This window comes from Ruegeria sp. ANG-R, assembly GCF_000813985.1.
GTDB lineage: Bacteria > Pseudomonadota > Alphaproteobacteria > Rhodobacterales > Rhodobacteraceae > Ruegeria.
This window is the reverse complement of record NZ_JWLJ01000025.1, coordinates 1-10,501: the sequence shown is the minus strand read 5'-3', so window position 1 is coordinate 10,501 and position 10,501 is coordinate 1. Positions and strand designations below refer to the sequence as shown.

Genomic DNA, 10,501 nt, shown 5'->3' with positions numbered 1-10,501 from the left:
GTGTGAAAAGCGGAGGCATTTTTACGGCAATCTACGCTATATGCCCGACCTTAGAATATGATCGTCGCCGGATAATTCTGGGCTAGCTTGGTCGTAGGTGCCGCCGTGCTGTGGAGGCTGTCCTTTTCCGTTTAGTAGCAAAAAGCGCAGTTACGGCAATACCGGCCAGTGCACCAGCAATAACCCCTGACATCGTATGCGCGTCGAGCATAATTCGGGCATACATTGTCAGGAAAAGCACCGGTAGGACAATGAGCCCAAACCATATGCTGTAGCGCCGCATCAGAAAATAAGCGGCGGTTGATGCCATAGACGAATGGCCGGACGGCATATTGTGATTGCTTTGTGGACCATGGGGTCTCTGGCCAACCCGTGTTCCCATGATGTTTACGTTGTTGAACAGGTATTTACCGCCGTGGGTTACTCCGGCCACTGCAAAGGAAGATACCAGCAGTTGTTTAAAGCCTGTCGCATCCCTGAGAACCAGAGGCACCGCAATCTGTAGAGCGGTGTTGATGAAACGTCCGTAATCTTCTGTCATGACGACGACCTCGGACTCGCGCCCGTTTTTGGACTGCGCATAGGTGCCATTGATATCGGACGGATATAGGGCCGTGACAAGAAAACTGAGGAGAAACGTCGTAAATAGGACAGGATGACGTAGAAAGCGCTGCTGCGGCATGCGCAGTACTTCAGAGAACCGCATGTTTCAGGTCCTTTGTAGGGGATGGAAGATGTCGAATTTCGGGAGGTAGATTTCGCTGCGTAGCCCCAGAGCACCCAGCACGCTGTGAAAGACAAAGTCGTGGGGGTAGGTGGTGTCCTGCACGATTGCCTGATCGGTTAACCCGCGGGCCTCTTTAAAGCTGTCGGACATCCAGACAAGAAAGGGTATCTGGCGCTGTTCGTCCGGTGCCACGGCATTCGGAGCGCCATGAAGATACAGACCGTTCTCACCAAGCGATTGTCCGTGATCGGCCACATAGATTACGGCGACGTCAGCATCTTGAATGCCTTGCAGTTCCGTAACCAGAGATGCGTTCAAATAGTCAGTGAACAGTATCGAATTGTCGTAGGCGTTTTGCAGCTCTTCCGACGTGCAGGATGCGACCTGAACCGTCTTGCAGACCGGGGTAAAGCGTTCAAATTCGGGCGGGTATTTTGAATAATAGGCCGGTCCGTGACTGCCAGACTGATGCAGAACGACGAATATTCTGTCTGCGCTCGAACGATTGAGCTGATCCGCCAAGCCGTTCAAAAGTACCGCGTCGTCAACGGTCTCGGGGCAATTCTGGCCATCGCAGGCTGCCAAGATTTCGGATGCGCGGGCGTAAGTGTCCACCTTTAGAGGGGGTTCACCGAAATTGTTGCTGCGCCAGATCGTTTCAACGCCGTGCCGCGTCAAATAGCTCGGCAGTGGTTCGAAACCCGACTTTGCAGGGCTGGAGCTGCCTTGGTGGGACAAGATACAAGCAACCGAGGCAATCGTATATGTGGCGCAGGATTGTCCGGGGGGAAAGACAACAAAGGATGCGTCTCGCGTGTATGGGTTTGTGTCCTTGTCATACCCATAGTGGCTAAAGCTTTTGGCGCGGGCCGCTTCGCCAATGACCAGAACGACAATCTGTTTTCTGCCATCAAGTGGTGTTGTGACGATCTCGGCAGGGGGAAGCAGAACAAATTCGCGGTTGTCCGAAGCTTCCTGTTTCAGGTAGCGGATCGTGTTGACCGTGTATGACCAGGGCAGAACCCGGCCTCCCAGACGCGGTGCATGTGCATCGAACCAGAACCAGGTCGTCGAGGTGTAAAACAGCCACGTCGCCAAGAGCAGTATCGTGCCAAAAACCGTGGCCACATATGTCAACCAACCCGAGCGCCTGACCTTAATCGCAGCAACAGCCAAAGACGGGATGACACCCAAGCCAACCACCCAAAGCAACATGGCTGGATGCCACAGCTGACCGGCCTCACTTTGGTCCGTGTTCAGAATGTTGCCAATCATGGTCCGGTCAAGTTCGACCGCGTATTCCGACATGAAATAAAGTGCGGCCGAATTGGCCAGAAGGATCGCAATGCAGATCCCCTTGAGTACTGCAACTGGCAATATGCCCAGCACGAGCAGAATCAGGAACAACAACGTGAACTGGACCAATTCCAGTGTCCCAAAAACCAGCACGTCTCCGGATTGTCCAAAGTCCAGCAACGGTAGCGAGAAATTCAGAAGTGGCCCCTGAAACAGCAGCAGATTCAGGCAAGAAAACAAGCCGCAAAACAGTATCAGAGAAATGCGGTAGGGTTGGTTGAGTGTTTCGGGTGTGTGCCGGTCAGCCGGTTCATGGCCTTCATTGGCCGATGGGTTTAGTGACATTGCGCGCCTCGGAAATTTAGGCGACGCAATCACCCTTTAAGCTTACGCCAATCTTACGCGCGAAAACACTGGGCGCAGATTTCGAGAAATCCCATGGGGCAGGTGGCACGGTGTAAGCTTCACGTAAGGTGTTGGAAGTAGTCGGCGCGCAGAATTCTTCTGGATAGACCGATGCACCTAATCCCCATGCCCGAAAAAGGGCTCCTGAATAGCTTTCCCAGAGTTACGCCGGTACAATTGAATCTTTTGGTTGGCGTCTTTTTTCTGTTGGCCTTCAACCGAACGTTCTGGTCGATCGGCTACCGGCTTATGGATGGCAACATCTTTGATCTGTTTTTGTTCGGTTTTGGTGTCTGCATGTTGACGCAGGTGGTTCTTGCGTTCTTCGGATTTCGCTATCTACAGAAACCCATTCTGATCTTTCTGCTTCTGGTGGGGGCTGCTGCGTCTTACTATGTTGACACTCTCGGTGCCGTTATCGATCGGGAGATGATTCAGAATATTCTGACCACGACATTTGCCGAATCCAAGCATCTTGTGACGCCTGGATATGTTTTGCATATGGCAGTGTTCGGAGTCAGTCCGTCAGTTCTTGTCGCGGTTATCCCGGTCAAGCGCGCAGGATTCGTCAAAACTGTTGTCGTTCAATCGGCAACCGCGGCTATGGCGCTAGTGCTCTGTGTGGGTGCGCTTTTGGTTAATCTAAAAACCTACTCGGTTATTTTGCGCGGTAACAAAGAACTGATGCGCAGCTATCAACCAGGGGCACCGCTGAACGGCCTAATAAAATATGCGACAATGGTCACCAAAGCGGCTGTAATGGAATTGCAGCCACGCGGTCGCGACGCTGTTCGGGTGGGTGCATTGGCCGAATCCGACAAACCTGTCCTTACTGTGATCGTTGCAGGTGAGACGGTTCGGTCGCAGAATCTGGGCCTTGCCGGATATGAGCGGAATACAACGCCAGAATTGTCGAATACACCAAATCTCGTGGCATTTACCGATGTCCAAAGTTGTGGCACCGCAACCGCCGTTTCCCTACCATGTATGTTCTCGCGCTTTGATCGGCAAAACTATTCATACGAAAAAGGCCTCTCAAACGAAAACCTGCTCGATATCGTCAATCATGCAGGTGTGAAGGTGGAATGGTGGGATAATAATACAGGCGACAAGGATATCGCTGCGCGTCTTCCAACCCGAAGTTACACCCATACTGACGATCCTGAGAATTGTGCGGCTGGAGAATGCAGGGACGGTGTCTTTTTAGACCCTCTCGCTGCATCGCTTATCTCGATAAACGAAGATACGACAATCGTTCTGCACATGATCGGCAGCCATGGCCCCGCCTATGATTTGCGGTACCCGGAAGAGTTTCGCAAGTTCACCCCCGTGTGTGGAACTCCCGAGCTCAAGAACTGTTCGGACGAGGAAATTCGCAACAGCTATGACAACAGCATTCTCTATACTGATCATGTGGTGTCGCAGATCATCCAAATGCTGCAGAACCGTCCCGATATTGCTTCGTCACTTGTCTATGTTTCAGACCACGGAGAATCGCTTGGGGAAAACGGTCTTTACCTGCACGGTGCGCCATACTTTATGGCACCGGAGACACAAACCACAGTGCCCATGCTTTTCTGGTTTTCAGACAGCTATTTGGAAGAACGACCCCTTGATTTAAACTGCCTGAAGGATCGTGCGGAACAACCCGCCAGCCACGCCAATCTGTTTCACTCGGTATTGGGTCTATGGGACATAGAAACAATTGAACGGCAGGCCGAAGAAGATCTGATTGGCGGATGCCAAATCGAAGAAAAGGACACCCCAAGTTGAATGCTGACAATGAACAACAGGCCCGTCCGCCGCGAATCTCGGGATTTAGCCATGTATTTGCGGCATTTGGCTATTCTATGGGTGGTCTGAAACGGCTGCGCGCGGAAACGGCCTTTAATCACGAGCTGATTATGTTCGTTTTTGCCGTATTTATTTTGGTATGTGTCGGAGCTTCGCTCAATTACCTTCTATGTGCGACTGCGCTGTTTCTTCTGCTGCTTGCAGCAGAGGCACTGAACACTGCGATTGAATGTATCGTGGATCATGTGTCGCCGGGATACAGCATCGTAGCTCGTGATGCGAAGGATCTGGGTTCGTTTGCGGTGTTTTGCCTGCTCGTTGTGAATACCGGGTTCTTTGTCTTTGCTCTCTGGAAAACCCTTCTGTGAAGAAACCACGTTCATGTCGAATCCTTTGAAGATTATCGCCGTTCCAATGCACCCCGAAGGGCGCAAGTTTGTGGCTGCTTTTACTGTAGGCGCTGTGCTGTTCGGCTGGCTTTGGGCACCGCTTTTCTGGATTGGGGCGGGATTGACTGTCTGGTGTTACTACTTTTTTCGTGACCCGGTCCGGTCGGTTCCGCAACTTGAAGGGGCTGTTCTGTCACCAGCTGATGGCGTCGTGTCGATGATCACACGTATGGTTCCCCCAGATGAACTTGCATTGGAACGCAAGGAATGCGTCCGCGTTTCCATTTTCATGGATGTGTTCAACTGCCACGTGAACCGGATGCCCATTGAAGGGCTCATAACCAGAGTTTCTTACCACCATGGCAAGTTCCTGAATGCATCGCTGGACAAGGCAAGCGAACACAATGAGCGTAACGCTCTGACCATTCGCAGCGAAACGGGTGCAGAAATAGGTGTTGTGCAGATTGCCGGCCTGGTAGCGCGTCGTATTGTTTGTTTCGCCAATGAAGGCGATACGCTGCGCGGCGGTGACCGGTTTGGTCTGATCCGTTTCGGTAGCCGATTGGACATCTACCTGCCACCGGGGGTTAGCCCGCAGGCCACTTTGGGCCAGACCACTGTCGCGGGAGAGACTATTCTGGCAAATCTGCGCCATCCCGATGTGACATGGAAGGAACGCCGCGTTTGAAACAGATTGAGCTTGAATCCCGACGTATCCCCCTACTTGCGTTCATTCCTAACCTGATCACATTGTTCGGGCTGTGCCTCGGTTTGGTCGCGCTGCGATATGCGTTGACCGGTCGGCCCGAGCTGGCAATCGTGTTGCTGCTGTTTGCTATGCTGGCGGATACGGCGGACGGAAGAGCAGCTCGGCTACTGGGGTCTGAATCAGAATTCGGGGCAGCTCTCGACACGCTGAGCGATTTCTTCAACTTCGGTGTCGTGCCCGCCGTACTTCTGTATCAGAATCTGTTTTTTGGTTCCGAAGTCGAACGCGTCGGATGGTGTGCACTTGCTTTCTATTGTGCCTGCTGCGCCATGCGTCTGGCGCGTTTTACGGCAACAACCGGAGACGAAGGGGCGAATGGGTCGCTATGCTTCCTCGGCGTTCCGGCTCCGGCATTGTGCTGTTTGGTATTATTGCCAATGTTTGTAAGGCTGTCTGGGTACGAACAAATCACTGGCTACTTAGTCATTTCTTACGTGGCTGGGGTTGGATTTCTCGCGATCAGCCGCTTGCGTACCCCATCAATCAAGTCACCGATCCTGCCGCGAACCTTTGTTCCGGTCTCTATGGTCATGGCCGCTGCTTTTGTTATCTGTCTGACCGTGTTCCCGTGGCCAAGCCTGATCGTCGCTGACCTGATATACATCGCTTCTTTGCCCTATGCACATTCTGCTTTCGGTAATGGAACATCTCCAGAGGGAGGCAGGCAGAAATGAAAATCCTGATTCTCGAAGATGCCGTGTCGTTGGCTGAGGCGGTCGTGGATCATCTGAATTTGCATAACCACGTTGTGGATCACTTTACCCATATCGAAGACGCGGAAACAGCCCTTTTGACCATGTCCTACGACGTGGTTTTGCTGGACCTGAACCTACCCGATGGCAGCGGAATTTCCTTGCTGAAGAAAATGCGGGCGAATGGGGCGAAAAATCCGGTTCTTATTCTGACCGCGCGCGACCAGATCAGAGATCGCATCGCAGGTTTGGATGCTGGCGCTGATGACTATATCGTCAAACCTTTCGACTTGGATGAGCTTGTGGCGCGGATCAAAAGCGTGGCCCGTCGCAGTCAATTGCTACCCGACGAAAGCCGACCATTGGGCGATTGCGTAATCGATGTTAAAAACCGCACCGTCGAACGCGGGAATGACAGCGTCGCATTGACAAGGAAAGAGTGGATTCTACTTGAACTCTTGTTGCGGAGGCCTGGCAATATCGTCGAAAGAACCACTCTGGAAAACGCTCTTTATTCATTTGATGAGGATATCGAAAGCAACGCTTTGGAAGTTCATATCAGTAGAATGCGCACCAAGCTCGGGCGCAGCGTGATTAAAACGCACAGGGGGCTAGGATACAGCGTCTGACCAGATATTTTAGTCCGAACAGCATTGTGAAGCTGACCAGACGGGCGATGTTGTTGTCCGTTTGCTTGGCTATCATTGTCGGGTTTGGCCTGTCTGCTATCGTTGTTCGCCGGGAGGCGGACGAGATGCTGGACTTGCTGCTGATGCAAACGGCCCTTCTGATCTATCCCGACGTGGTCGATTTTGCCGATGGCGCAAAGCCGCATGGCGATGAAGCTGACCGCCGGGCTCTGGCCGAGCTTGGCAACACGCCCGTGTATCAATTGTACGGTGTCGACGGCGTGGTGACTTATAGATCACCTAACCCCAACGGCATTGTGTTTCCCGACACCCTCGCGCCATCTCAATTCGTCAGTAGGGACGGTTATCGTTTTGTCTCTGTGCAGTCGGCCATCGAAAAGCCCTTGTTGGTGGTTGGCTTGAGTGCCGCGAAGCGAAACGAACATATGCTCGAAAATCTGGCCGGTCTTTTGGGTGCACTTCTGCTTACTATTCCGGCCGGATTTCTGGCTGTACAGCTAAGCAGCCGCTTGATACGCCGCCCGGTTTTGAAACTGGCAGATCAGATTTCTGCGGTGAATGAACAAAACCTCAAGGACATTGACCCCGAACTTACCCTGCAGGAGCTGCGGCCTGCCGTCGAAAGCATCAACCATCTGACCACAAGGCTGGAACAGACTATTGCCGCCGAGCGCAGTTTTGCTGCGAATGCCGCGCATGAGCTTCGAACCCCTTCAGCCACAGCGTTGGCCCATTTGCAGCACTTGCGCGCAAGCAGCGATGATGCAGGTCTTCGGGATCGTATCCTCAAGGCTGAAGATGCACTCAAGAGTCTGGGCATTATCGTGGAACGATTACTACAGCTGTCTCGGGCGGATGCGGGTCTTGGAACAGCGGAAACGGCGATCGACGCAGGCGAAATTCTGCGTCTGCTCTTGAGCGAAAGATCAGGACGCCCGGGTAGTGGGGACCGCTTACAGATGATTGGAAGCGGCGAGAGGTTTCTGACCTTCGTCGATGCGGATGCTCTGGCGATTATTCTGGGTAACCTGATCGACAATGCACTGGCGCATGGCGCGTCCGAGATGCCCGTAGAAATTGATATATCGACACCCGGTGTCATTGTCGTTCGAAATCGCGGTGCATGTCTGACGCCCGATGATCTTGAAGGTTTGCGGCGACGGCATGAACGCGGGAACCGCAAAACCGAAGGTTTTGGATTGGGTCTTGCGATCGTGGATGCCCTTTGTCGTCAGGCAAATATTGACCTGCGTTACACGTCACCGCCAATGGGGTGGAGTGACGGTCTGGAAGTTCGCCTTGAGTTGCCTGCGGCCCCGTAAGGTTCGCGTAAGCCTCGCGTCATAGATCACTCTCAAATGTATGAACCCGGCATTCTGGATGCCGAAGCATTTGGGAGAGTCTTATGGCTGAATTCACGCGCAGGCAATTTCTGGCAAATATGGGTGCCGGAGCAATCTTTTTGTCTATGGGGTCCAAGCAGACATTCGCGCAAAACAGCAAAATGCTGTCGCCGTTGCCGATGATTGACGCTTCAGCCGGTTCCGAAGCCTCTGTAGCCTTGAATTTGCAACAAGGTTTCCATGATTTTGGAAACGGTCATAAGGCAGCAACATACGGTATCAACGGCAACTATCTGGGACCTGTGGTTCGGGTCAAAAAGAGTCAGAGCATTCAATTCGATGTGACAAACAACGTCGACGAAACAGCCGCGATCCACTGGCATGGTATGCATATCCCCGGAAACGTCGATGGTGGCCCGCATCAGGCGATTGCGGTGGGCAAAGCATGGAATCCCGTGCTGGAAATCAAAAACCGGGCTTCAATGAACTGGTACCACGCCCATACCCATGGCCGCACAGGCTATCAGGTCTATACCGGGCTCGCAGGTGTCCTGCTAGTTGAAGATGACGATAGTATCGCTGCGGATCTTCCTAAGACACATGGCGTAGATGATTTTGTCGTTGTCCTGCAGGACAAATTGGTCGGATCAGATGGGAGCGTGATCTACTCCCCCAAAAACGTCAACAATGCCATAGCGGTTAACGGAATCCTCGCCCCGACGCTGCAAAACGTCGCCCCCGGCTTGGTTCGCCTACGGATTTTGAACGGATCCAACGGAGCCTTTATCAAGCTTTCTCTGGCAGATAATGCGCCCTTGCACGTCATCGCGTCAGATGGCGGGTTTCTTTCTGCGACTGTATCCCGGGATTATATCATTATGTCACCGGGTGAGCGGTACGAAGTTCTGGTCGATACGAGCAAAGGTGACGTATCGTTGCAAACTCTGCGTTTCGATGATGAAGAAATCACGGCGCAACCCGGACGTGTCGATACCACCCTGACCGCTGCGCCAGAGATCGCGCTCACTTTGACAGCAGACAGTGAGCTCAAAGGGTTTACAGGATCGCTTCCGGGAACATTGGCTTCAGTTGCCGCAGCGGACCCGTCCCAGGCGGTTCGGATACGAGAATTTGTGCTAAGCGAAGACGTCGCACCCCGGTTTGCAGCCATGGCACATAGACTGGGAAATCACTGTGCAGATCACGATCATGCAGCAATGGGCATCAACGGCCGTCCTATGGACATGGCATTCATAAACGAAACCGTTCCCATAAACGAATACGAAATCTGGCGTGTGCGTTCTGAAGACGGCGCGCATCCCTTCCATGTGCATGGCTGTTCCTATCGTATCCTGAAACAGATGGGGCAGACTCCACCGGACTATGCCAGCGGCTGGAAGGACATGATGTACGCCGCGCCAGGCTCGGTATCCGAACTTTTGGTTCGCTTTGACCACCAAGCCGACGCAAAGACTCCGTACATGTATCACTGCCACATCCTAAAACACGAAGATTGCGGAATGATGGGGCAGTTCACCGTGGGCAAGGAACCCGCGTATTCCGCACCGCTGGCCATCTGAGTCAGGATTTCTTCCCAACATTAAATGAGGAGTTTCGGAGTGAAACTGAAGTTGACTGTCTCGGCAGCCTTGGCCGGTCTGGCGGTAGCGTGTACTGCGGCTACCGCCGAAGGAACCCTGGACCGACCGTTAAATGAACGGGACTGGTTGCTGAGCGCTGAAACCGAAGATGCGCGGATGGAGTTGCTGCAGCAGTATTTACGCGGATTTGATCAGCCCATGTGGGAGGTTGGCGCGCGTTATCAAAAGATTTACGAGGCTCTCGAACTGGAGAACTATGATCTGGCAGTCTATCACTGGAAGAAGATCAAAACCACGATCCAGAACGGCTATCTCAAACGCCCCGCCCGTCAGGCGAATGCTGACGCGATCCTGTTGAACGACAATTGGGCCGCAATCCTGGCGGATTTCGAAAGCCGGGACATTGGTCGCGCTTGGGAAGGTTTTGATGTTGCGCGAAGCACGTGCATGTCCTGCCACGAGGCTGAGAATGTTGGCTGGATGAACGACCAGCCGTTGTTCCTGACAACCGAGCCAAAACAGTAAAACCCGACAGTAAACAGCCCGTGCATCAAGCTTGGGGAAAGGGCAAAACTTTGAAAAGACGAGAGTTTCTGAGAAATGCTGCTTTGGCAACCACGGCATGTTTGATTGCCGGTCGCAGCAGCGCCCAGCCTCAAGTACACGTCGTTGAGATGATGCGCGGGAATCTGTTTTCACCGAAATTTCTTGAAGCAAATGTCGGGGACATTGTTCGCTTCGTCAATGTAAGTGGCAGTCACAACTCGGAATCTATTCCGGGAATGATACCTGACGGTGTCGCGCCCTGGAAAAGCAAGCTGCGCAAGACGTTTGA

At 52.9% G+C, this 10,501-nt stretch carries 10 protein-coding genes and 1 pseudogene; 9 read left to right on the top strand and 2 right to left on the bottom strand.

Features of this window, described 5'->3' with window-relative positions:
- Positions 1-82: 82 nt before the first annotated feature.
- Both lpxE and RA27_RS22630 read right to left on the bottom strand, forming a co-directional pair.
- On the bottom strand, positions 83-706 hold the full coding sequence (lpxE, locus tag RA27_RS22635; RefSeq protein WP_082025257.1) for a lipid A 1-phosphatase LpxE: 624 nt from the start codon (positions 704-706) through the stop codon (positions 83-85).
- A gap of 3 nt (positions 707-709) precedes the next feature.
- Positions 710-2,368, bottom strand: a complete 1,659-nt coding sequence (locus tag RA27_RS22630; RefSeq protein WP_052265464.1) for a sulfatase-like hydrolase/transferase — start codon at positions 2,366-2,368, stop codon at positions 710-712.
- 186 nt (positions 2,369-2,554) lie between these two features.
- Between RA27_RS22630 and RA27_RS22625 the strand changes: the two genes are divergently transcribed.
- The 9 genes and pseudogenes from RA27_RS22625 to RA27_RS24615 form a co-directional block, all read left to right on the top strand.
- Entirely contained in the window at positions 2,555-4,201 is a 1,647-nt protein-coding gene (locus tag RA27_RS22625) for a phosphoethanolamine--lipid A transferase (protein WP_082025256.1), read from the top strand.
- Positions 4,198-4,590, top strand: a complete 393-nt coding sequence (locus RA27_RS22620) for a diacylglycerol kinase (RefSeq protein ID WP_039544435.1) — start codon at positions 4,198-4,200, stop codon at positions 4,588-4,590. Before RA27_RS22625 ends, RA27_RS22620 begins: the two co-directional genes overlap by 4 nt.
- 13 nt (positions 4,591-4,603) lie before the next feature.
- Entirely contained in the window at positions 4,604-5,299 is a 696-nt protein-coding gene (locus RA27_RS22615; RefSeq protein WP_052265463.1) for a phosphatidylserine decarboxylase, read from the top strand.
- Positions 5,296-6,054, top strand: a complete 759-nt coding sequence (locus RA27_RS22610) for a phosphatidylcholine/phosphatidylserine synthase (protein ID WP_193746577.1) — start codon at positions 5,296-5,298, stop codon at positions 6,052-6,054. The genes RA27_RS22615 and RA27_RS22610 overlap by 4 nt, the downstream gene beginning before the upstream one ends.
- Complete coding sequence (locus RA27_RS22605; protein WP_039544432.1) at positions 6,051-6,701, top strand: response regulator transcription factor; 651 nt, start codon at positions 6,051-6,053, stop codon at positions 6,699-6,701. The genes RA27_RS22610 and RA27_RS22605 overlap by 4 nt, the downstream gene beginning before the upstream one ends.
- Before the next feature lie 125 nt (positions 6,702-6,826).
- Complete coding sequence (locus RA27_RS23405; protein ID WP_193746576.1) at positions 6,827-8,044, top strand: HAMP domain-containing sensor histidine kinase; 1,218 nt, start codon at positions 6,827-6,829, stop codon at positions 8,042-8,044.
- 83 nt (positions 8,045-8,127) lie between these two features.
- Positions 8,128-9,645, top strand: coding sequence for a multicopper oxidase domain-containing protein (locus RA27_RS22595; RefSeq protein ID WP_039544430.1), 1,518 nt, complete (start codon positions 8,128-8,130; stop codon positions 9,643-9,645).
- A gap of 39 nt (positions 9,646-9,684) precedes the next feature.
- Entirely contained in the window at positions 9,685-10,191 is a 507-nt protein-coding gene (locus RA27_RS22590; protein WP_052265460.1) for a hypothetical protein, read from the top strand.
- Between the two features lie 50 nt (positions 10,192-10,241).
- Positions 10,242-10,501 (top strand): annotated as a pseudogene (locus tag RA27_RS24615) (hypothetical protein); the annotation flags it as partial.

Coding starts and splice junctions, on each gene's coding strand:
- RA27_RS23405 (WP_193746576.1), top strand. CDS start 6,827: ATGCTGGACTTGCTGCTGATGCAAACGGCCCTTCTGATCTATCCCGAC.
- RA27_RS22630 (WP_052265464.1), bottom strand. CDS start 2,368: ATGTCACTAAACCCATCGGCCAATGAAGGCCATGAACCGGCTGACCGG.
- RA27_RS22605 (WP_039544432.1), top strand. CDS start 6,051: ATGAAAATCCTGATTCTCGAAGATGCCGTGTCGTTGGCTGAGGCGGTC.
- RA27_RS22595 (WP_039544430.1), top strand. CDS start 8,128: ATGGCTGAATTCACGCGCAGGCAATTTCTGGCAAATATGGGTGCCGGA.
- RA27_RS22625 (WP_082025256.1), top strand. CDS start 2,555: ATGCCCGAAAAAGGGCTCCTGAATAGCTTTCCCAGAGTTACGCCGGTA.
- RA27_RS22615 (WP_052265463.1), top strand. CDS start 4,604: ATGTCGAATCCTTTGAAGATTATCGCCGTTCCAATGCACCCCGAAGGG.
- lpxE (WP_082025257.1), bottom strand. CDS start 706: ATGCGGTTCTCTGAAGTACTGCGCATGCCGCAGCAGCGCTTTCTACGT.